The following is a 22,147-nucleotide window of genomic DNA, read 5'->3' on the forward strand; positions in this document are numbered from 1 at the left end:
ATCAAAATCAAAAAATGCTGATCACTTCTTTGGCAATCACCATATCCGCGTTGGGATTGCCCAGTTCGCCGATATTTTTCTCCAGTTGCTCCATCAGCGCCCTGTTTTGCAGAAGGCTGAACAGTACGTTGGAGAGTTGTGCGCCCACTTCGTCGTTTTTGATCATCAGGCCCGCCTTTTTATTCACCAGGTTCATGGCGTTGGAAGTCTGATGGTCTTCCGCTGCAAAAGGATACGGTACAAAAATGACCGGCTTTTTCACCACGCATAGCTCTGCGATGGCCAGTGCGCCTGCACGGGAGAGCACTACGTCTGCAGCTTTGTAGGCAAAGTCCATCACGTTGATGAACTCGTGCACTTTGATATGGCTGCTGTAGGGCGCCGCTGCGGCTTTCGCGGTTTCATAGTACGGTTTGCCGGTTTGCCAGATCAGCTGCAGGTCTTTCTGCACCAGCGTGGGCAGCAACGGCTGCAACGCTTCGTTGATCGATTTGGCGCCCAGGCTGCCGCCTACGGCGAAGATGGTTTGTTTCTGACTGCTCAGTCCAAAGTGTTGCAGGGCGTCTTCTTTAGTGACGGCGGATTGCGTGATGTTGTTCCTGACAGGATTGCCGGTGAAAACAATCTTGTCTGCCGGGAAAAATTTATCCATGCCATCATAAGCCACGCAGATTTTCTTTGCTTTTTTTCCCAGTATTTTGTTGGTTTTGCCTGCAAAGGAATTCTGTTCCTGTATGAGCGTCGGGATACCATTTTTCTGCGCCCTTCTCAGCATAGGGAAGCTGGCATAACCGCCAACGCCTACGACTGCGTCCGGATTGAATTCGGCGAGGATGTTTTTGGCCTGCCGGAGACTTTTCCAGATTTTGAAAGGCAGCAGTATGTTTTTAAAAATATTGCTGCGGTTAAAACCGGCTATTTCCAGTCCTTTGATGGGATAGCCCGCCTGCGGTACTTTTTCCATTTCCATTTTACCGGTGGCGCCTACAAAGAGGATGTCAATATCCGGCTGGATTTTCTTCAACGCATTGGCAATCGCTATCGCCGGGAAGATATGTCCTCCCGTGCCACCACCTGCTATAATCACTTTGCGTTGCATGTTCTTCAGTTACGATTGATTGTCTGTTCCTTTTATATAGATACGCATTAAGCTACCGCAGCGTTTTCTGCATTGGCGGCCATGACGCGTTCCAGTCTTTCTTTTTCTGCCTGTTTACCTTCCATTTCCTCCACATTGCGGGCCACGCTCAGGATAATCCCGATGGCCATGCTGGTGAAAAGGACGGAAGAACCACCCATGCTGACCAGCGGCAGCGGCAACCCTGTAACGGGGAACAGCTGTACGTTTACCGCCATATTGGTCAGCGCCTGTATCACCAGCGTTACGCTGAGTCCCAGCGCCAGGAAGGCGCCGAAGGCATACGGACATTTTTTGTAGATCCGGATGCAGCGCAGCAGCAACAGCATATATGCCGCCAGTATCAGGAAAGCGCCTACCAGTCCGTATTCTTCGATGATGGTGGCGTAGATGTAATCGGAGTAGGCGTGTGGCAGAAAGTTACGTTGTGTACTGTTGCCGGGGCCTTTCCCGAGAATACCGCCGCCTGCGATGGCGATGTTGGCCTGTTGCACCTGGTAGGGCACTTCTGTATGATCGTCATTCATGAAGCTGTCCAGCCGCTTTTCCCAGGTTTTGGTACGCATCTCCATACCGGATATTTTGGCGATGGCAAACATCAGTACGATCGCCAGCGCTCCTGCCGCCACCATGCCGGCGAGGAACCTCACCGGTACCCTGCCAATGAAACAGAGCAGCATGCAGCTGGCCATTAACAGCAAAGCCGTGCTCATATTGGCCGGCATAATGAGTACGCAGATAATGCCTACTGGTATGATGATGGGCAGAAACCCTTTCTTGAAATCGTTGATCACATGCTGCCTTCTGGACAACTGCCGGCTGACATACATGAAGATGGCCAGTTTGGCGACGTCCGATGTCTGGAAGGTCAGGTTGATGATCGGCAGCCTTATCCATCTGCTGGCGTCGTTGATATGCGAACCGAAAGCCAGCGTATAAATGAGCAGCGGTATCGACACCAGGAAGCCTACCTGCGCCACCCGCGAGTAAATGGTATAGTTCACCCGGTGTGCGAAGTAGATGATCACCAGGCCCATACCGAGTACAATGAGCTGCTTCAGGAGATAGTACTCCGTATGGCCGCCCCGTTCGCGGTAGGCGAGCGAGCCGGTTGCGCTATACACGGCCAGCAGGCTCACCAGCGATAGAAATATCACTATCGTCCAGATGACCTTATCGCCTTTTGTTCTATAGAGCAATCCGTTCATATTGTTAATAATTTCGTTTTTTCGTTCCCGTTATTCAACCCTTTTACCTGCAACCCCGGTATTTACAATGCTTTCACCGCTTCTTTGAATTTCCGGCCCCTGTCTTCGTAATTTTTAAACAGGTCGAAGCTGGCGCAGGCGGGGGAGAGCATTACCACGTCCCCTTTGGTGGCCTGGGCGAACGCTTCGCGTACCGCGTCCATCATGCCGGACGTGCTGATCATGACAGGCGTATCTTTTGATAACGCATCAATGATCGGTGTGTTGTCCACCCCCATACAAATAATGGCTTTTACTTTTTCCTTCACCAGGTCGCGGATAGCGGAGTAGTCGTTGCCTTTGTCCACACCGCCCATGATCAGTACAATGGGCTTTTCGATGCTTTCGAGGGCAAACCATACGGAATTCACATTGGTAGCTTTGCTGTCATTGATAAAATCCACGCCTTTCACGGTTGTCACATATTCCATCCGGTGTTCGAGGCTTTTGAAGGAAGCCAGGCTTTCGCGGATTTTTTCCTTTCTAATATCCATGGTTCTGCCTGCAATTGCTGCTGCCATCGAATTATACAGATTGTGTTTCCCTTTTAGCGCCAGGTCATACATCGACATGATGACCGGCTCTCCGTCAACCAGTATTTGCAACTGCTCGTTGGCGATAGAACCGCCTTCTTTCAGTGGTTTCATGATGGTAAAAGGTATTAATGTTGAATAAATGGGTTGCTGCGCCAAATGCTGCATGATCTCGGGATCATCCATACAGTAGACGAAATAGTCTTCTTTTGTCTGGTTCATCGCAATCCTGAACTTGGAGGCTACATAATTTTCCATTTTGTAGTCGTACCGGTCCAGGTGATCAGGCGTAATGTTGAGCAGGATGGCTACGTTGGGTTTGAATTCCACGATGTCATCCAGCTGAAAGCTGCTGATTTCAATCACATAATACTCCGCTGGTGCGGTTGCCACCTGCCTGGCATAACTAACGCCAATGTTGCCGACCATGGCCACGTCCAGTCCTGCCGTTTTGAAAATATGGTAGGTGAGGGCGGTGGTGGTGCTTTTGCCGTTGCTGCCGGTGATGGCAATAATCTTTTTACCTTTTGAAAAACGGTAGGCCAGTTCGATTTCGGAGATGACAGCCACGCCTTTTTCGCGTACTTTTTTCATCAGCTCTGTTTTTTCAGGGATACCCGGACTTTTGACGATTTCGTCTGCGCCCAGTATGACATCCCAGGAGTGATGGCCTTCTTCGAAAGGAATATGGTTTACCGCCAGTTCCTGTTTATAGTTGTCTTTGATAGTGCCGCCTTCGGACACAAAAACATCATACCCCTGCTGTTTGCCCAGCAAGGCTGCCCCTATCCCGCTTTCTCCTGCTCCTAATATGATGAGTTTATGCGCCATTTTCGTATATACTTCTTTGTTAGTTCTTTGGTTTTTTGATTATCTCATTTTCAGTGTCGCGATCGCAAATGCCACACACATGATGGTCACGATCCAGAAGCGAACGGATATTTTGCTTTCATGATATCCGAGTTTCTGATAGTGGTGGTGCAGCGGTGACATTTTCAGTAAACGCCGGCCTTCTCCGTATTTCTTTTTGGTGTATTTGAAATAGGACACCTGCAGCATGACTGACAGGTTTTCGACCAGGAACACACCGCAGAAGATGGGTATCAGCAGTTCTTTGCGCACAATAAACGCCAGCGCTGCGATGATACCTCCCAGCGCCAGGCTGCCGGTATCTCCCATGAAAACCTGCGCCGGATAAGCGTTGTACCAGAGGAAGCCCACACAGGCGCCCACAAAGGCGGCAATGAAGATGGACAGTTCGCCCAGGTTGGGGATGTACATGATATTGAGGTACTCCGCAAACTGAATGTTACCGGACACATAAGCAAAAATGCCGAGACATATTCCTATGATACCCGACACCCCTGTGGCCAGCCCGTCCAGTCCGTCCGTTATGTTTGCGCCGTTGGACACGGCGGTGATGATAAAGATGACGATCAGGATATAGACGATGAACGTGTATTTTTCTGCGCCGGGAATCCAGGAAATCAGCTTGGCGTAGTTGAATTCGTGGTTCTTGACGAACGGGATGGTGGTGATGGGTGTTTTCACGTCCACAAACCGTTGTCCGTCTCGGGTCACTCTTTCCGGGTGATTCGTAAGGCGTCTTTCGTAGGGCGCCAGCTTGCCGCTGTTCATCAGCTCGCGTGATACCACCACATCGTTATTGAAATACAGGGTGGTGCCTACAATGAGGCCCAGTCCTATCTGTCCGAGTATTTTAAAGCGGCCGGCCAGCCCTTCCTTGTTCTTTTTGAATACTTTGATGTAATCGTCCAGAAATCCGATGAGGCCCAGCCAGATGGTACAAAGCAGTACCAGCCAGATATACACATTGGCCACCTGTGCAAACAGGAGGGTGGGAATGAGGATGGCAGCGAGGATGATGAGGCCGCCCATGGTGGGGGTGCCCTTCTTGGTGTTTTCACCCTGAAGGCCCAGCTCACGGATCGTTTCACCGATTTGTTTGCGCTGCAGGAATTTGATAATACGTTTACCCAACAACAGGGAGATGACCAGCGACAGCAACAGGGCCATCGTCACGCGGAAGGTGATAAACTGGAACATACCACCACCGATGATGCTGATCTTGAATTCTGTTTTCAGGTAATTTAAAAAATAATATAACATATGTTTTAGTCGGAGCCTCCCCGTCCGCCTCATTCGGAGGGGGGCTGTTAAGTCATTGAGTTATTAAGTATTTAGTTTCGTTCCGTTTTAGTTATTTATCGAGCAGCCTCATTACTTCATCCAGCACTTGTTTATCGTCGAAGGGATGTTTCACCCCTTTGATTTCCTGGTATTTCTCGTGTCCTTTTCCGGCCACGAGGATGATGTCTTCTTTTCCGGCGAGGGTAACGGCGGTTTTAATCGCTTCCCTGCGGTCGGTAATGGAGATCACTCTTTTTTTCTGGTGCACGGGCACGCCGGCTTCCATTTCGCGGATAATCGCGTCCGGATCTTCGGAGCGGGGATTATCGGAAGTGAGGATCACGCGGTCGCTGCTGTCGGCCGCTACTGCCGCCATGACCGGTCTTTTCGCTGTGTCGCGGTCGCCGCCGCAGCCTACCACTGTGATGACCTGTTCATGTCCTTTGCGCAGGTTTTTGATGGTAGCGAGCACGTTTTTCAGGGCATCGGGGGTGTGGGCGTAGTCCACGATAGCGATGATCTGGTCGTGTGCGGACACGATATATTCGAAGCGGCCTTCCGCACCCTGCGTATTGCTGAGGGTGCGCAGCACCGCGGCTTTGTCCTGTCCGAGCAACACAGCAGCGCCGTATACCGCCAGCAGGTTGTAGGCGTTGAACTCACCGATCAGGCGGAAGTGCACTTCTGTGTCGCCTACCTGCATGATCAGCCCGGTGAGGTTGTTTTCCAGGATTTTTCCTTTGAAATCGGCCAGTGTACGCAGGCTATAGGTGGCCTTGCGGGCTTTGGTGTTTTGCAGCATTACCATACCTCTTTTATCGTCGAGATTGGTAAGGGCGAAAGCCGAAGCGGGCAGGCTGTCAAAGAACGATTTTTTGACCCGGATGTATTCATCAAATGTTTTGTGATAATCCAGGTGATCATGGGTGATATTGCTGAAGATGCCTCCGGCGAATTTCAGTCCTGCGATCCGTTGCTGGTGGATGGCGTGGGAGCTTACTTCCATGAAGGCGTACAGGCATCCTTCTTCCACCATCCGTGCCAGCAGCGCGTTGAGGCTGATGGGGTCCGGGGTGGTATGGGTAGAAGGTATGACGGTATCGCCGATCTGGTTTTGCACAGTGGACAGCAGTCCGCAGTGGTAGCCCAGCCGGGAGAACAAACGGAACAGGATGGTAGCGATGGTGGTTTTACCGTTGGTGCCGGTAACGCCTACCAGCTGCAGTTTGTGGGAAGGGTTATCATAGAAGTTGCCTGCCATGATACCGCTTGCCGTGGCGCTGTTGTCTGCCTGTACGTAGGTCACCGTGTCGAGCAGCACTTCCGGCAGGGTTTCGCAGATGATGGCAGCGGCGCCTTGAGCGATGGCTTTATCGATATACTGATGGCCATCGGTGTGTACTCCTCTCACGGCAATGAAGGCGTCGCCGGGCCCGACGGACCTGGAATCAATGGCGGGTGCGTTCACGGGGATGTCGGTATTTCCGTGTACGGCCCTGATGCCTACATTGTATAATATGTCGCGCAGCGTCTTCATCTAGCTCAGTTCTATTACGATCGTTTGTTCGTTTCCAATTTTAGCGCCGCCGGGCAGTGATTGTGTTTTCACTTTGCCGGCGCCTTTTATGACAACGCGCAGTCCTGCGTTTTCGAGCAGGTACAGCGCATCTTTGAGTCCCATGCCTGTTACGTCGGGCACGGCGCCTTTTGCGTGCGTGAGCGGCTGGAAGCTGACTTTCCTGTTGCTCACGCTGGGACTTACCCAGCTGTTATTGGCGATGGTGCCGTTCATGGGCATCTGCAGGGTATTGAGTATCTGTTTCCATTCGCCGCCTTTTCCGTTTTTCAGGGCCAGGAGGGTGTCCAGTTGTACGTTTGCCTGCATGGGTTTCTGTTTTTCCACAGCGATGGCATAGAGTTTATCAGCCACTTCGCGGAACACAGGTCCTGCCACGTTTGCGCCGTAAAAGCGCAGGGCATGCGGTTTGTTTTTGATCACCACTACGCAGGTGTACTGCGGGTCATTGGCGGGGAAGTACCCGGCAAATGAGGATTGGTAGATCTTGTCGGCATAACCGCGGCTGCCGTTGGCCACCAGGGCGGTACCGGTTTTAGCTGCGAAGCTGTAATAGGGGTTGCGCAGTTTCCTGGCGGTGCCGTCTATTGCCACTCCTTCGAGCATGGCCTGTACCTGTTTCAGGGTACTGTTGGAGCAGATGCTGTCCAGCAGTACGGTAGGCTCAAACTGTTTAACTACCTGGCCATATTCCTGTACGGAATTGACGAGGTAGGGTTTCATCATTTTACCGTTGTTGGCCACTGCGTTGTATAGCATACAGGTTTGCAGCGGGCTTATCAGCACTTCATACCCGAATGCCATCCAGGGTAGGGAAGTGTTGCTCCATGTTTTGGAGCTGGTGGTTTTAATCACCGGATGGCCTTCCCCCACCAGGTCGATGCCCGTGTTCTGGTCCATTCTGAGTCTTTTCAGGTGGGCCACGAACTTGTTGGGCTGTCTGCCATAGTGTTGGACGGCCAGTTTAGCCATTGCCACATTGGAGCTGAGCTCAAATGCGTGTTTGATGGTCACGTTCTGGGGGCCGGGATGCGGTTCGGAGTCGAATACCGTTCTGCGTCCTACCTGCCAGCGTCCGCCGTCCATGTTGACCATGGTGTTCATGGTGGCGAATTTATCTTCCAGCACAGAGATGACGGTGGCCAGTTTAAAAGTGGAACCTGGTTCACCTACCTGCAGTGCGTAGTTCATGTCTTCCCAGTAGCTGCCATCGGGTTGTCTGCCCAGGTTGGCGATTGCTTTGATTTTACCTGTCTTCACTTCCATCAGGATACAGGTGCCGTGGGTGGCTTCGTTTTGCACCATCATGTTCATGAGGGCGGTTTCCACGATGTCCTGCATGTTTACGTCGAGGGTAGTAACGATATCGCGGCCGTTTTCCGGTTCGATGTCATATCCTTCCACGGGAACGTATGTTCCGCCGGCGATGCGGCGCATGAGCCTTTTGCCGGTCACCCCTTTCAGGTAGTCGTTATAGGTCCTTTCCAGGCCTACGCTTTGTGAATTTTCGCGGGGCAGCCCGATGGTCCTGTTGGCCAGGAGTTTAAAGGGGTTGATGCGTTTGCTTTTGCTTTCCGCGATCATGCCGCCTTTGTTTTTGCCGAGCCGGAACATGGGGAAGGTGCGCATTTGCTGGTACTGGTTAAAGGGCACGTTTCTTTTCAGGAGAAAGTAGCGGTCCTTTGTTTTGTAACCTTCCTGCAGCATTTGTGCGTATCCTGCTTTGCTGCGGTCGCCGAACATCTGGGAGAGGCAGAGGGAGAGGGAATCGAGATTTTCCCGGAACACTTTCCCTTTTTTATCCCGCAGGCCGTCGGCGGCGAAGTCTATCCGTATGTCAAAATACGGGATAGAGGTAGACAGCATTCTGCCTTCCTCCGAATAGATGGTGCCTCTTTCCGCGTCGAGGGCTACGTAGCCGGTATGCAGACTGTCGGCCATATTGCGCCAGTAGTTGCCTTTTACATTCTGGATGTAAAAGACCTTGACCAGGATGGCGACGCCGAAGAGCGCCATGCCGATCAGGCACAGATACACACGCCACAATATGTCTTTTTTTACGTCCACGTTCCAGCTGTTTAGCTTTATGCTTTTAGCGGATAACTTCCAGGATTTTAGTTGCCGGGAAAGCGACTAAGGCTAAAAGCTATGGGCCAAGAGCTATAAAAAGATACCTGACACTGGCTGCGATTTATAGGTGATGCTTGCCATTTTATTTTACCAGCATCCCCGTCCTGTAATAGTTTCAGGCGGGCAGCATCAGGTACCAGTATTCATGTCATTTTTCGTTTTCCTTTTTCAGCACTATTTTCTGCGGAGGGGAACTGAGTTGTTTGAGGCCCAGTTGTTCCACGGATTTGCTGACTTCGCTCATTTTACTGCGAAACATGAGCTCACTCTTCACATTGAGATATTCCCACTTAAGCTCTTTTATTTCTTTGCCAAGCTGATTAATGCGGCGTATTTTTTTTTCGGCGAGGTGGCTGTTAGCGATATAGACCAGTGCCAGTACGGCGAGGAAACCGATATAGGGCAGGTTTTGTACCAACGCTCTGTAGTTGATACGCAGCCGCCATTCCCTTTTCGGTTCTTTTGCCGGAGTACTTTCTGTACCGGCAGGTTCTTCTTCCTGGTTTGTTTCTATAACTTCTTCCTGCAACACGCGCTATGCCTTTTTAATAATTGACAATATAAAACTGAAAGCAAATCACAACAGATGTGTATAGGATAGGATAGGAGCTGGATGATACGGTGTACGGCAGTATCATGCTTTTTTTTCGGCCACCCGCAGTTTTGCGCTTCTCGATCTGCTGTTGAGCTTTAATTCTGCATCGCTGGCGGTCACCGGTTTTTTTGTGATTAATCTGAACAATTTAGGGGGTGTTTCCTTTCCAAACGGATCTTCCGGTGCTTCCTCGAAACTGCCTGTCTTCATAAAATTCTTTACCAGTCTGTCTTCCAGCGAGTGGAAGGTGATGATGGCTAGCCTGCCTCCCGGTTTCAGCGCATTGGCGGATTGGGTAAGCAAATCTTTTAGGGCGCCCAGTTCATCGTTGACGGCTATCCGGAGTGCCTGAAACACCTGTGCGAGGTATTTCTGCGGGTTGCCTTTGACGATGGGCTGGATCACGGATTTAAATTCCGCGATGGTGCGCATGGGGTGTGTTTTTCTTTGCCGTACAATGGTTTGTGCCAGGGTTTTGGCGTTGGTCACTTCTCCGTATTCCTGGAAGAGGAGTTGTAACCGGGATTCGCCCCAGGTGGCCAGAATCTGGGCCGCAGTGAGGGTTGTCCGGGTGTCCATCCGCATGTCCATGTCGCCGTTAAACCGGATGCTGAATCCTCTGTCGGCGGTATCGAACTGGTGTGAAGACACGCCCAGGTCTGCCAGTATGCCGTCTGCCTGTTCCGCTTTGTGTAATTTCAGAAAGCGTTGCAGGTGCCGGAAATTTTGTTGTACAAATGTTACGCGGTCATCGATGATTCTGTTACGGTATGCATCCTCATCCTGATCAAATACGATCAGTCGTCCTTTTTCGCCCAGTTTCTCCAGTATGGCCCGGGAATGTCCTCCGCCTCCGAACGTGGCGTCCACATATGTCCCTTCGGGGTTAATGTGTAACAGCTCCGTTGTCTCCTGCAGCAGAACGGGTAGGTGATATTGTTGTTCGCCCATGTTGCTCCAGTTTAAATTGATATGTTGTTGTCTCCTCCTCCCATTACCTGTTGAGCCAGATCACTGAAGGCCCCTGGTGAGAAATTTTCAAAGAACTCCTGGTATTTACCTTTATCCCAGATCTCGATTTTATTGGATGCTGCTGCCAGCACAATGTCTTTTTCCATATTTGCGTACGACAGCAGGTTTTTCGGTACCAGCAGTCTTCCTGCGCTATCCAGTTCCAGAATGGTGGCCCCGTTGAGGAAGTAGCGCCTAAATTCCCGTACTTTCGGGTCAAAATCGTTCAGCTTGCTGATACGTTCGAAAATGGGCTGCCACTCATTCATGGGATACAATGACAAGCATTTTTCAAAGCCTCTGTTGATGACAAACTGCCCCCCGGCGGTCTCTGACAACTGCTTTTTGAATCCGGCAGGTAACAGAAAACGTCCTTTTGCGTCCAGCGTAGCCTCATATTCGCCTAGAAAACCTGTCATACCATGGGGCAAAGTATTTGAAAAACCATTTTCTAACACAAAATAACACTTTTTCCCACTTTTTAACGAAAAAATACTTTATAAATTTTTTCCACAGGAGCACAGACCACGACAGAAAGGCTTTGGCATGTCTTTATCCCCCTTTTTTACGCCCGGGATGCGGGATTGTGTGGATAAGATGTGAATGAGTGTTAATATTGTGTTTATAACCTGTGAAAAACGCACCAGCATTGACATTGAAGCGAATAAAATAACTGCGGCTTTTTTTCAGTTTGCGGGATGAAACTGCTTTTACGAATGGTATTTATTTGTAATCCGACACTTTTGCCCGGATTTTTTTTGACATTATCAGCCGGTTTTTTATTTTCGGCAGGTAAGCGGCAAAAGGAATCATTTCTTCGGTAAAATGCCCGGGTTCAGCGATTTGACGGCCTCTTTTGCAAAATTTTAACAGCAATGAAAATCTCTTCGCCTTACATTTACATTTAATTCTTAATTTTGCCACTCTTTTATGCGGAAATTTTTATTGTATACCAGTGTCCTTGCGCTGATCGTGGTCGCTTCTTCCTGTAATAACGAACTGAGAAGAATCGAAAAAAGCAACAACTTCGAAAAGAAGCTGGCGTATGCTGACAAATTGTACCAGAAGAAAAAATACAATACGGCGCAGACACTTTACCAGGACCTTTTACAGGTGTACAAAGGCACTGAAAAGTTCGAAGGCCTGTATTACAACTACGCATACTGTTCCTACTACGTGAAGGATTATGTTCAGGCAGCTTTCCACTTCAAAAACTACCTCGACGTATTCCCCAACAGTCCCAGAGCGGTGGAAATTGACTATATGCAGGCCTACTGCTATTACAAACAATCTCCCAAGGTTTCACTGGACCAGACCAATACCATGAAGGCCATCGCACAGATGCAGACCTTCATTAACAACTACCCGCAGGCAGACAAGGTGCCGGAAGCCAACCTGGTAATCGAACTCTGCCGCAGAAAGCTGGAACTCAAAGAGTTCAACAGCGCCGAACTGTACTACAACCTGGGCTTTTACAAAGCGGCCGGTATCGCCTTCAAAAACCTGATGCGCAACTACCCCGACTCTGACAAAAGCGACAGCTACAAGATAATGGCCATCCGCGCCTACTACAATTATGCTAAAAACAGCATAGAAGAGAAACAAAAAGAACGCTACGAGACAGTTGTCACCGAATACATGGACTTCGCAGACCACTATCCCAACAGCAAATTGAAGGCGGATGCCGAAAAATTTTATACCTTAGCGCAAAACAACATTAAATCACTGGAAAATGAGCAAAATAAAGAGAAGTCTAACCAGTAGTCTTAATCCCTGGGTAGAAACCAAAAATACTACCGATATTAAGAACAGGACCGGTAATTTATATGAGTCTATTGCCGTGATAGCCAAACGCGCCAATCAGATCAATATTTCCGTGAAAGAGGAGCTCCATTCCAAGCTGGAAGAGTTTGCCAGCCATACTGACAACCTCGAAGAAGTACACGAAAACAAGGAGCAGATCGAGATTTCCCGCTTTTATGAAAGGCTGGCAAATCCTGCTATCCAGGCCACGCAGGAATTCCTGGACAATAAAATTTATTTCCGCAAGAACGACGACGACCTGTTCAGCTAAACCGCCACACATTATTTTGTGAGGTGCGTGATTGCGAAAAATAAAAACATTAATTTCATGGCGGCAGATTCAATTCTGCCGCTTTTTTTATATCTATGGACGATATCAAAATATTACAAGGAAAGAAAATCCTGTTAGGCGTCTCCGGCAGCATCGCCGCCTATAAAGCCGCTACCCTCACCCGTCTGCTCGTGAAGGAAGGCGCGTCCGTAAAGGTGGTCATGACGCCCGCTGCGGCCGATTTTATCACGCCGCTGACACTCGCTACTCTCTCCAAACACGAAGTACCTCTTCATATCAGCGATCATAACAGCTGGAACAACCACGTCATGCTGGGCCGCTGGGCCGACGTCATGCTGATTGCACCAGCCTCCGCCAATACCATCGCCAAAATGGCCAACGGCCTGTGCGATAACCTCCTGATGGCCACCTACCTCTCCGCTACCTGCCCGGTCCTCTACGCACCGGCCATGGACGAAGACATGTGGAAACACCCTGCCACCCGCGCCAATGTGGCCCGCCTCCGCGAATACGGGCATACCCAGATACCGGTCGCAGCCGGAGAACTGGCAAGCGGCCTCGTCGGTGAAGGACGCATGGCGGAACCGGAGAATATTGTCGCCCTGCTGCGCCGCCACTTCAGCGTGGCCGCCGGCGCCCGTAAACCGCTCAACGGCAAAATAGCCGTCGTGACCGCCGGTCCCACCATCGAACACATAGACCCTGTCAGGTACATCAGCAACCACTCCAGCGGTAAAATGGGCATCGCCATCGCCGAAGCCCTCGCCGACGCGGGCGCCCAGGTGAAACTGGTGCTGGGGCCCACCAACCAGACCACTCACCACAGCGGTATCCAGGTCATCCCGGTACAGTCTGCCGAAGACATGTTCCGCAGCGTGATCGCCGTATACCCGCTGTCCGACATCGTAGTGGCCGCCGCCGCCGTGGCAGACTACCGTCCCACCCAGGTGGCGGATAAAAAAATCAAAAAAGGAGAGGACAAGTTCAGCATCGCCCTCGAAAAAACACACGACATCCTCCGCACACTGGGCAATAACAAAGGTCCGCAGCAACTGCTGGTGGGCTTCTCCCTGGAAACCAACAACGAAAGGGAGTATGCACTGAAAAAACTGCGTGACAAAAATCTGGATATGATCGTTATGAACTCCCTCGCCGATCCGGGAGCAGGGTTCAACTACGATACCAATAAGGTGACCCTGTTCGATAACAAGGGAAAAGAACGTGACATCCCCCTCAAATCCAAACAGGAAGTTGCCCGGGATATTGTTTCCGCCATAATTGAACTGCAACATGCGTAACTGTTTCCGCTTCACCCTGCTGCTGGCAGGTATATTCGTTTTCATGGCCGACTGCCTGCAGGCGCAGGAGATCAGGGCTAATGTGACCGTCGTAGCCAACCAGGTCCAGGGGGTTGACCGGAAAGTGTTTACCACGCTGCAGACTGCCCTCAGGGAATTCCTGAACAACCGCCACTGGACAGACGATGCGTTTACGCCGGCCGAAAGGATCGAGTGTAACTTCCTGCTCAATATCACCGGTGTCACCGGTGAAAATATGTACAAGGCGTCCCTCACCATACAGGCCACCCGCCCGGTGTTTAACAGCAGCTATGTGACCAGCCTGCTGAATACGCAGGACAACAACGTGGCTTTCCGTTACGTCGAATTCCAGCAGCTGGAGTTCAGCGATACCCGCGTGGTGGGCAACGACCCGATGGCGTCCAATCTCACCGCCATCATGGCCTATTATGTGAACATCATCCTCGGACTGGATTATGATTCCTTCTCTCCCCGCGGCGGCGATGCCTACTTCAAAAAAGCCCTGAATATCGTTAATAACGCACCGGACGGAAAAGACATCTCCGGATGGAAAGCTTATGAGGGTAACCGTAACCGTTACTGGCTGCAGGATAACCTCCTGAATGCCAAGTTCCTCAACTTCCACGATGTCATGTACCAGTACCACCGCAACGGGCTGGACGTTATGTATGAGGATGTGAACAGGGGCCGCGCGTCGATTATGAACTGCCTCAACCTGCTGTATGCCATTCACCAGGACATACCCAACTCCATGTTGATGCAGACATTTTACTCCGCCAAAGCCGACGAACTGCAGAAGATATTTTCCAAAGCTATGCCGCAGGAGAAAATGAGGGCGGCCGAATTGCTGGCCCAGATGGATGTGCCCAACGCACAGAAATATCAGCAGATGAAATAACAGCCGGTGAACAGCTCCGGCAACACAATTTTTTAGAAAAGAATGAATAACCGTTTTAAAGCGCTCGTAACAGGACTTGTATTTTTAATGGCAGCTTGTGGTGATCCGGGCAATGTCCCCAAGGAGTATATCCAGAAGGATAAGATGAGCAAAATCCTGGTGGACATGACCCTGGCAGACGCCTATGGCAACGAAGTAAGCGCGCTGACAGCAGGAGCCGTGACAGACTCCGTCAGACAGGAAAAAGTAAAGATATACTACAAACAGATACTGGACCTGCACCAGGTGTCCGTGAAAGACTTCATGGCCAGCTATAACTGGTATGAAAGTCACCCGGACCGTATGAAAGACGTGTTCGAAAAAGTGCAGGCGGATATCGCCGCAAGAAAAAATATACTGGGCAACCCTGTGGAAGAAAATGCGCCCGTGAAATTCCGTATGAAAAGCTTTTTCCCCAATGCCGAGAAAGCTTTCCTGTTACCCGCTTCCGACACGGTACGCCCCTTTATCAAGCGACAGCCATAAGATCAACATAAAACACCAAAACATGAACAAAGTAGTAGCAAATGCAGACGAAGCCATACAGGACATCCGGGATGGCGCGGTGGTAATGCTGGGGGGATTTGGTTTGTGTGGTATTCCCGAGAATTGTATCGCAGCGCTGGTCAGAAAGGGCGTAAAAGAACTGACCTGTATTTCCAACAACGCCGGGGTTGATGACTTCGGACTGGGCCTGTTGCTGAAAACCCGCCAGATCCGCAAAATGATGTCTTCCTATGTCGGCGAAAACGCAGAATTTGAAAGACAGCTGCTGGCCGGCGAGCTGGAAGTAGACCTGATCCCGCAGGGCACTCTCGCCACCCGCATACAGATGGCCGGTATGGGCATTCCCGCCTTTTTCACCCCCGCCGGTTACGGCACCGAAGTGGCCACCGGTAAAGAAACCCGTGAATTCAACGGCAAACATTATCTCATGGAGATGGCACTGCATGCCGACTTCTCTATCGTGAAAGCCTGGAAGGGCGATACCATGGGCAACCTGGTATTCCGCAAAACAACCCGCAATTTCAGCACTTCCATGGCCAAAGCCGGTAATATCACCATCGCTGAAGTGGAAGAGCTGGTACAGCCCGGTGAGCTGGACCCTGACCATATCCATGTGCCGGGTATTTATGTGCATCGCATCTTTGCGGGCGCCGGTTATGAAAAACGGATAGAACGCAGGACGGTACAGATGTAACGCTCACGCCTACACGTCATTATTCCACTTTCCAAAATCAGTATGTTATGCCTCTCGATAAATTTGGTATCGCCAAAAGAATAGCAAAGGAGTTAAAAGACGGTATGTATGTCAACCTGGGTATCGGTATCCCTACGCTGGTAGCCAACTACATCCCCGCCGGTATTTCCATCATGCTGCAGTCTGAAAACGGTATGCTCGGTATGGGACCGTACCCGTCTGCTGATGATATAGATCCGGACCTTATCAATGCCGGTAAAGAAACGGTTACCCTTCTGCCCGGCGGCAGCTTTTTCGATTCTGCCGAAAGTTTCGGTATGATCCGTGCCGGTAAGGTAGACCTCACCGTACTGGGCGCCATGGAAGTGGCCGACAACGGCGATATCGCCAACTGGAAAATACCTGGCAAAATGGTAAAAGGCATGGGTGGCGCTATGGACCTCGTCGCCTCCGCGCAGAACATTATCGTGGCCATGATGCACACCAACCCGAAAGGTGAAAGCAAACTGCTCTCTGCCTGTACGTTGCCCCTCACCGGCGTCCATTGTGTGAAAAAGATCGTGACCGATCTTGCCGTGATGGAAGTCACGCCCGACGGGTTCCGCCTGCTGGAACGCGCTCCGGATGTTAGCGTGGAAGAAATCAAAGCTAAAACTGCCGGCAGATTGATCGTTGAAGGTGATATACCCGTTGTGGCAGTTTAAATAACGGACTACAAAAAGCCCCGCCTGACAACAAACAGGCGGGGCTTTTTCATGCTACGTTATTACAGGGGTTTGCAAACGTTTTTTACCGGAAGCTGTTGTTTTTTAACGTTTTCTTTTTGTGGTAATAACAGTGGTACGCCGCTATGGTTGCGGTTACTCCCTGAAAAGAGGTCGCTGAAATGACAAAATAATTGGGTAACTTACAACTTGCTAAATACAGATCGAGGTGCAAGTTGGTTTTCTCTGTTATAATGGTAAATTTTTTCCTTCCGGTGACCCGATTTTTACGGCGGACAACCGTTCCTTCCGTTATGGAGACGGCTGCTTCGAGACAATGCGGGTAGCGCAGGGTGAAGTGGTATTGGGCGATTTGCATTTTGAACGCCTGCTGGCCAGCCTTCATCTCCTCCATTTTGACGTTCCGGCGCATTTCACCAAAACCTTTTTTCTCCGGCAGATAGCGGACCTGTGCCTTAAAAATGACCTGATGGACATGGCACGGGTAAGGTTCACTGTATTCCGTGCCGATGGCGGATTGTACGAACCGGTCAATAACCTGCCTTCGTATCTCATACAGGCATGGGAACTGAGCAGCACAGTACTGGAACTGAACGAAAACGGCCTGGTGCTGGACATCTTCCCCGACGCCAGGAAAACCAGTGATAAATTCTCTTCCATAAAATCCAACAACTGCCTCCCTTATGTAATGGGCGCCATGTACGGCAAGCAACATGGCTTCAATGAAGTGCTGCTGCTCAATCAGTACGGCCGTGTGGCAGACAGTACCATCGCCAATGTTTTTATGGTACATCATAAAACCATTTACACACCACCGCTGACGGAAGGCGGCGTATGCGGCGTGATGCGCAAACACCTGCTGAGGTCAGAACTACCCTTTAAAATTGAAGAGAAACCACTTACTGCAGAAGATCTGGAAAACGCAGATGAGATATTCCTGACGAACGCCATACAGGGCATACGCTGGGTCGGTCTCTTCCGGGACAGCAGCTATGGCAATGCCACGGCCGCCATTTTACACGAACTATTATTCGATGGCAAAGTCTAGTATGAAACCTGTTGTTAACCTTTGCTGGTTCCGCCGCGATCTGCGGCTGCACGACCAGGCTGCTTTATATCATGCTTTAAAAGACGAACACCCTGTCGTGCCCGTGTTTGTGTTTGATACAGCCATACTCAGCGACCTGGAAAATAAGACAGACCGCCGCGTACAATTCATTCATCAGACACTGGAAACGATGCAGCTGCAGCTGGCTGCTGCAGGGGCCACGCTGGATGTTTTTTACGGAACACCCGAAGCTGCCTTTCAGCACTGGACTTCCAGGTATGACGTCCGGAAAGTATTTACGAACAATGATTACGAACCGTATGCCCGCGACCGTGATACGGCCATCGCTAAATGGCTGAAATCACACGGTATTTCTTTTCATAGTTATAAAGACCAGGTAATCTTTGAAAAGAAAGAAGTCGTGAAGGATAACGGTGACCCATATACGATATTTACACCCTATAGTAAAAGATGGCTGGCCACGCTAACGCCCTTTTATTACAAGCCTTACCCGGTGGAGAAGTACACAGGCAACTGGCACCGGCAGGCGGCGCTGAAAATACCTTCGCTGAAAACGATGGGGTTCACCGCTGAACAAACGGCTTTTCCTCCGGCAGACATCCCGGGGAAAATTATCCGGCATTATGACGAATCCCGCGATATTCCTGCCATACAGGGCACTTCCCGTTTGGGGATACATCTGCGGTTTGGCACGCTCAGTATCCGTGAGCTGGTAAAGGCGGCGCTGAAGGATAATGAAACATTCCTGAAAGAGTTGATCTGGCGGGAGTTTTTCCAGATGGTCCTATGGCATTTTCCGGAGGTAACACATAGCTCGTTTAAGAAAGAATATGACCGCATCGTATGGCGGAATAATGAAAAGGATTTTGAGCGCTGGTGCCAGGGACAGACAGGTTATCCCATCGTGGATGCGGGGATGCGGGAACTGAATGCCACCGGCTTTATGCATAACCGGGTGCGGATGATCACCGCCAGTTTTCTGACCAAACATCTGTTGATCGACTGGCGCTGGGGAGAAGCTTATTTTGCTGCCAAATTGTTGGATTACGATCTGGCCTCCAACAACGGCAACTGGCAATGGGCGGCAGGCTGCGGTTGTGATGCCGCGCCTTATTTCCGGGTGTTTAACCCATCCTTGCAGACACAGAAGTTTGATAAAGCGTTGCAATACGTCCGCCGTTGGGTGCCGGAGCTGGATGAGTTTTCTTATCCGTCGCCTATGGTAGAACATGATATGGCGAGGAAGCGGGCGCTGGAAGTGTATGGAAAGGCGGTTTCACGCTGAGGATTTTTTTCTCGCAAAGCGCGCAGAGAACATGGTTTGTTTTAAGCTCGCCAAGAAGCGAAGATCAGCAGCTCCTGCTCGTTTTTTATTTTTTCTCTCTCTTGTTTCTTTTTTTCTCTCTTTTTCCTTTGCTTTTTTCATAATATCAAAGTCATGACTTAGCAGGCAGGTGGTTAATGTGAGCAACATTGATAAATCTCCGCCCTTGGCGAGCTTAAAACAAACCATGTTCTCTGCGCGCTTTGCGAGAAAAAACTCACCTTGCAATGACCTTTTCCGCGGCTGTCATCAGCGCATCCACTGCTGCGTGCCCTTCCTGGCCAAGATCGAGGCTGAAGTCGTTGACATACAGATCTATATGCTGGCGCATCACCTGTTCGTCCATTTCCTGTGCGTGCGACTTGATGTAGTCGGACAGCTGCGGGTATTCGCTATAGGCATGCTGCAGGCTCTGATGGATCAGTGCATCTACCTGGGCGCGTGTTTCGGCGGGGATATCTTTACGGATGAAGATACCGCCGAGAGGGATAGGGTTGCCGGTGGTGGATTCCCAGTATTCGCCCATGTCCATAAGTTTCACGAGGCCTTTGAGCTGATAGGTGAAGCGATTTTCATGGATGATGACGCCTGCGTCCACGTCGCCGTTGAGCACTGCATTTTCGATGTCTGAAAACACCATCACTTTTTTGTTGGTCGCTTCCGGGAAAGCGATGGAAAAGAGGAGGTTAGCGGTGGTATTTTCGCCCGGGATGGCTATGGTCAGATTTTTTATTTCTTCCCGCGGGATATCTTTCTTCGCGATGAGCAGGGGACCGCAGCCACGGCCCAGGGCGCTGCCGCTGTTGAGCAGGTCATATTTGTCCCTTACTTTCAGGTATACGGCAAAACTCAGCTTGGTGACAGGCAGTTTCCCTTCGAGGGCCCAGCGGTTGAGCGTTTCCACATCTTCCAGTTGTGTATCAAATGTCAGTCCTTGCGTATCGATCTTGTTATTAACCATGGCATCGAAGATAAAAGTATCGTTCGGGCAGGGTGAGAAACCTAATAATAAGTGCATATACTTAGAAAATTTTATTTGTTAACATAAGCCGGCCAGTGACTTGACAACCGATACCAGTTCATCGTTCAGTTGTTTGACGGCCAGCGGGATATTCCATTTGCTCTTATCCCGTATTTCCACATAGTTGGAGATACTGCGGAGCTGGAGGAAGGGAATATTTTCCGAGAGGCAGGCGTAGTGGAAGGCGGCGCCTTCCATGCTTTCCACATCGGGCATGTATTTGCTTTCCAGCCGGGTGATGGTGGGGATGCTGCCGCTGACCATATTCACGCTGACGCCGGTGGCTTTGGGCAGGTGGGGCAGGTAAGGCAGGCCGGCGAAAGTATTGACCAGGGCGTTGCCGGTGAAAGGCGGCTGGGAGGCTTGCCAGAGCTGTATATCAAATAAATCTTTAAACTGATCCTGATCTTCCGCGCCGAGATCGGCGAGGTATTCGCGTTCTACCATCACGAGGGAGCCCAGGGGCCATTCATGGCGGAAAGAGCCGGCGATACCGGCCTGCAGGGCCACATCAGGGCGGTGAGCGGCGAGGTAACGGCCAAGGCTATAGGCGTAATGCATCATGCCGATGCCGGCAATCAGCAGCTGAATGTCGCAGTTGGCCAGGCGGTATTGGTGGGCAGATACTTTTTGGCTTTCACGGTCAAGGAATTGCAAAAAAGGCTGGACTTCCAGTATGGTCGCAGCGGTAACCAATAATTTCATGCGGTAAAAGTACGGCAAAAATGATCGCTGGCAGTGTAAAACAATTGACAGGAATAAGGATAAACTTGGGACTACTCAGAGAATAGTGGTATTTTTGCGAAAATTTTTTGCAATAATGATTTATTTAACGCGAGTAGAGAACTTTAATGCAGCGCATAAGTTGTCTAACCCGGCATGGAGCAAAGAAAAGAACGAGGAAGTATTCGGAAAATGTGCCAATGACAACTGGCATGGTCATAACTACGAATTGCATGTAACCATAAAAGGTAACCCTGATCCGGAAACCGGCTTTGTGTTTAATGCCAAGACTTTGGGTGTGATTATCCGGGATGCTGTTATTGAGAAGATAGACCATCGGAACCTCAATCTGGACGTGGATTTTATGGCGGGCAAATTTACCTCGGCCGAAAATCTGGCGATCGCTATCTGGGACCAGTTGACCCCGCATTTACCTGCCGAGGTACAGCTGCATTGCATCAAGCTGTATGAAACTCCCCGTATATATGTAGAATATTACGGCGGCAAATAATATTGCCCACGCCTAACGGTATGACTTTGTGCAGTATTGGCAGGTGCGGGATAAGCATTTGGAATTTGAATAAAATCATATAAGAATGGCGTATAATAAGGTTGAAAGTTACGATGAAAAGATCACGTCCGGTCTTGTAAAGAACTATAAAGAATGCCTCGAGCTGCTGGGAGAAGATGCTGAAAGGGAAGGATTGCTGAAAACACCTGAAAGGATGGCGAAAGCCATGCAATTCCTGACGCAGGGATACCAGCTCGATGCACGGGAAATCCTGAATGGCGCCAAATTTACGGAAGCCTACAGTGAAATGGTGATCGTAAAAGATATAGAGCTGTATTCCATGTGCGAGCATCATATGCTGCCTTTCTTCGGTAAAGCGCATGTGGCTTATATCCCCAACGGCTATATTACCGGCCTGAGCAAACTGGCCCGCGTGGTGGACGTATATGCCCGCCGGCTCCAGGTACAGGAACGCATGACCCACCAGATACTGGACGCTATCCAGGAAACGCTGCAGCCACAGGGGGTAGCGGTGGTGATCGAAGCACAGCACCTCTGTATGATGATGCGCGGCGTGTCCAAACAAAACTCCGTTACCACCACTTCCGCTTTCAGCGGCCAGTTCCAGGATGGTACCACCAGGAGCGAGTTCATGAAACTGATTAAAAATTAAGTCCCCCCGGACATTAAAAAAAATGGTTTAGCCAGCAACTGGTTAAACCATTTTTTGTTTTAATGCTTTTTTGACGCAGCTTTGCAGCACCTGTAATAATTCTTTATTAAATTCTAATTGATTGTATATTTGAATTATTTTTATATCTGATATAAACACTACAATATA

23 protein-coding genes are annotated in these 22,147 nt (G+C 50.1%); 11 read left to right on the forward strand and 12 right to left on the reverse strand.

From position 1 onward, the window contains the following. Window positions 1–7 precede the first annotated feature (7 nt). The 9 genes from murG to mraZ form a co-directional block, all read right to left on the reverse strand. Window positions 8–1,099 carry an undecaprenyldiphospho-muramoylpentapeptide beta-N-acetylglucosaminyltransferase gene (gene murG / locus HF324_RS05380; RefSeq protein WP_168810215.1) on the reverse strand — a complete coding sequence of 364 codons (1,092 nt, stop codon included), beginning with the start codon at window positions 1,097–1,099 and terminating at the stop codon, window positions 8–10. A gap of 47 nt (window positions 1,100–1,146) precedes the next feature. Beyond that, window positions 1,147–2,346 carry an FtsW/RodA/SpoVE family cell cycle protein gene (locus HF324_RS05385; protein WP_168810218.1) on the reverse strand — a complete coding sequence of 400 codons (1,200 nt, stop codon included), beginning with the start codon at window positions 2,344–2,346 and terminating at the stop codon, window positions 1,147–1,149. Between the two features lie 62 nt (window positions 2,347–2,408). Beyond that, the gene (gene murD / locus HF324_RS05390) at window positions 2,409–3,749 is read right to left on the reverse strand and encodes a UDP-N-acetylmuramoyl-L-alanine--D-glutamate ligase (protein WP_168810220.1); all 1,341 of its coding nucleotides are present in this window, start codon (window positions 3,747–3,749) and stop codon (window positions 2,409–2,411) included. Between the two features lie 39 nt (window positions 3,750–3,788). Then, window positions 3,789–5,048, reverse strand: a complete 1,260-nt coding sequence (mraY, locus tag HF324_RS05395) for a phospho-N-acetylmuramoyl-pentapeptide-transferase (RefSeq protein ID WP_168810222.1) — start codon at window positions 5,046–5,048, stop codon at window positions 3,789–3,791. A 91-nt stretch (window positions 5,049–5,139) separates the two neighbouring features. After that, the gene (locus tag HF324_RS05400) at window positions 5,140–6,606 is read right to left on the reverse strand and encodes a UDP-N-acetylmuramoyl-L-alanyl-D-glutamate--2,6-diaminopimelate ligase (RefSeq protein WP_168862068.1); all 1,467 of its coding nucleotides are present in this window, start codon (window positions 6,604–6,606) and stop codon (window positions 5,140–5,142) included. After that, window positions 6,607–8,712 (reverse strand): PASTA domain-containing penicillin-binding protein, encoded by a 2,106-nt coding sequence (locus HF324_RS05405; protein WP_168862069.1) that lies wholly within the window; start codon window positions 8,710–8,712, stop codon window positions 6,607–6,609. Between the two features lie 211 nt (window positions 8,713–8,923). Then, window positions 8,924–9,307 carry an FtsL-like putative cell division protein gene (locus HF324_RS05410; protein WP_246269422.1) on the reverse strand — a complete coding sequence of 128 codons (384 nt, stop codon included), beginning with the start codon at window positions 9,305–9,307 and terminating at the stop codon, window positions 8,924–8,926. A gap of 102 nt (window positions 9,308–9,409) precedes the next feature. Further along, window positions 9,410–10,321 carry a 16S rRNA (cytosine(1402)-N(4))-methyltransferase RsmH gene (gene rsmH, locus HF324_RS05415; RefSeq protein WP_168862070.1) on the reverse strand — a complete coding sequence of 304 codons (912 nt, stop codon included), beginning with the start codon at window positions 10,319–10,321 and terminating at the stop codon, window positions 9,410–9,412. Between the two features lie 11 nt (window positions 10,322–10,332). Next, window positions 10,333–10,800: a division/cell wall cluster transcriptional repressor MraZ gene (gene mraZ, locus HF324_RS05420; RefSeq protein WP_078668844.1), complete on the reverse strand. Its 468-nt coding sequence runs from the start codon at window positions 10,798–10,800 to the stop codon at window positions 10,333–10,335. A gap of 511 nt (window positions 10,801–11,311) precedes the next feature. Here mraZ and HF324_RS05425 point away from each other — a divergent pair. The 9 genes from HF324_RS05425 (at window position 11,312) to HF324_RS05465 (ending at window position 19,012) form a co-directional block, all read left to right on the forward strand. Further along, the gene (locus HF324_RS05425) at window positions 11,312–12,145 is read left to right on the forward strand and encodes an outer membrane protein assembly factor BamD (protein ID WP_168810230.1); all 834 of its coding nucleotides are present in this window, start codon (window positions 11,312–11,314) and stop codon (window positions 12,143–12,145) included. Then, the gene (locus HF324_RS05430) at window positions 12,114–12,455 is read left to right on the forward strand and encodes a DNA-directed RNA polymerase subunit omega (RefSeq protein WP_078668842.1); all 342 of its coding nucleotides are present in this window, start codon (window positions 12,114–12,116) and stop codon (window positions 12,453–12,455) included. The genes HF324_RS05425 and HF324_RS05430 overlap by 32 nt, the downstream gene beginning before the upstream one ends. Window positions 12,456–12,550: 95 nt before the next feature. Continuing rightward, the gene (gene coaBC, locus HF324_RS05435) at window positions 12,551–13,774 is read left to right on the forward strand and encodes a bifunctional phosphopantothenoylcysteine decarboxylase/phosphopantothenate--cysteine ligase CoaBC (RefSeq protein ID WP_246269424.1); all 1,224 of its coding nucleotides are present in this window, start codon (window positions 12,551–12,553) and stop codon (window positions 13,772–13,774) included. Further along, on the forward strand, window positions 13,767–14,693 hold the full coding sequence (gene porD, locus HF324_RS05440; protein ID WP_168810232.1) for a type IX secretion system protein PorD: 927 nt from the start codon (window positions 13,767–13,769) through the stop codon (window positions 14,691–14,693). The genes coaBC and porD overlap by 8 nt, the downstream gene beginning before the upstream one ends. An 87-nt stretch (window positions 14,694–14,780) precedes the next feature. Next, on the forward strand, window positions 14,781–15,218 hold the full coding sequence (locus HF324_RS05445) for a DUF4296 domain-containing protein (protein WP_193114984.1): 438 nt from the start codon (window positions 14,781–14,783) through the stop codon (window positions 15,216–15,218). Window positions 15,219–15,240: 22 nt separating this feature from the next. Continuing rightward, entirely contained in the window at window positions 15,241–15,933 is a 693-nt protein-coding gene (locus HF324_RS05450) for a CoA transferase subunit A (protein ID WP_168810236.1), read from the forward strand. Window positions 15,934–15,980: 47 nt separating this feature from the next. After that, entirely contained in the window at window positions 15,981–16,637 is a 657-nt protein-coding gene (locus HF324_RS05455; RefSeq protein ID WP_168810238.1) for a 3-oxoacid CoA-transferase subunit B, read from the forward strand. Window positions 16,638–16,866: 229 nt separating this feature from the next. Further along, on the forward strand, window positions 16,867–17,706 hold the full coding sequence (locus HF324_RS05460) for an aminotransferase class IV (RefSeq protein WP_168810240.1): 840 nt from the start codon (window positions 16,867–16,869) through the stop codon (window positions 17,704–17,706). A gap of 1 nt (window position 17,707) precedes the next feature. Then, window positions 17,708–19,012, forward strand: a complete 1,305-nt coding sequence (locus HF324_RS05465; protein WP_168862072.1) for a cryptochrome/photolyase family protein — start codon at window positions 17,708–17,710, stop codon at window positions 19,010–19,012. Here HF324_RS05465 and HF324_RS05470 read toward each other — a convergent pair. From HF324_RS05470 to mqnB, 3 genes are read right to left on the reverse strand one after another with little or no spacing between them, the layout of a single operon-like run. Next, entirely contained in the window at window positions 19,004–19,240 is a 237-nt protein-coding gene (locus HF324_RS05470; RefSeq protein WP_168862073.1) for a hypothetical protein, read from the reverse strand. The two genes, HF324_RS05465 and HF324_RS05470, sit on opposite strands and share 9 nt — an antisense overlap. Before the next feature lie 28 nt (window positions 19,241–19,268). Next, window positions 19,269–20,069: a 1,4-dihydroxy-6-naphtoate synthase gene (locus tag HF324_RS05475; RefSeq protein ID WP_168862074.1), complete on the reverse strand. Its 801-nt coding sequence runs from the start codon at window positions 20,067–20,069 to the stop codon at window positions 19,269–19,271. 21 nt (window positions 20,070–20,090) lie between these two features. Further along, entirely contained in the window at window positions 20,091–20,777 is a 687-nt protein-coding gene (gene mqnB, locus HF324_RS05480) for a futalosine hydrolase (RefSeq protein WP_168862075.1), read from the reverse strand. Between the two features lie 115 nt (window positions 20,778–20,892). Between mqnB and HF324_RS05485 the strand changes: the two genes are divergently transcribed. Together HF324_RS05485 and folE are read left to right on the forward strand one after the other, a co-directional pair. Next, complete coding sequence (locus tag HF324_RS05485; RefSeq protein ID WP_078668833.1) at window positions 20,893–21,306, forward strand: 6-pyruvoyl trahydropterin synthase family protein; 414 nt, start codon at window positions 20,893–20,895, stop codon at window positions 21,304–21,306. Window positions 21,307–21,391: 85 nt separating this feature from the next. Then, window positions 21,392–21,979 carry a GTP cyclohydrolase I FolE gene (folE, locus tag HF324_RS05490; RefSeq protein WP_168862076.1) on the forward strand — a complete coding sequence of 196 codons (588 nt, stop codon included), beginning with the start codon at window positions 21,392–21,394 and terminating at the stop codon, window positions 21,977–21,979. The last annotated feature ends 168 nt before the right edge of the window (window positions 21,980–22,147 follow it).

Source organism: Chitinophaga oryzae, assembly GCF_012516375.2.
GTDB classification, from domain to species: domain Bacteria; phylum Bacteroidota; class Bacteroidia; order Chitinophagales; family Chitinophagaceae; genus Chitinophaga; species Chitinophaga oryzae.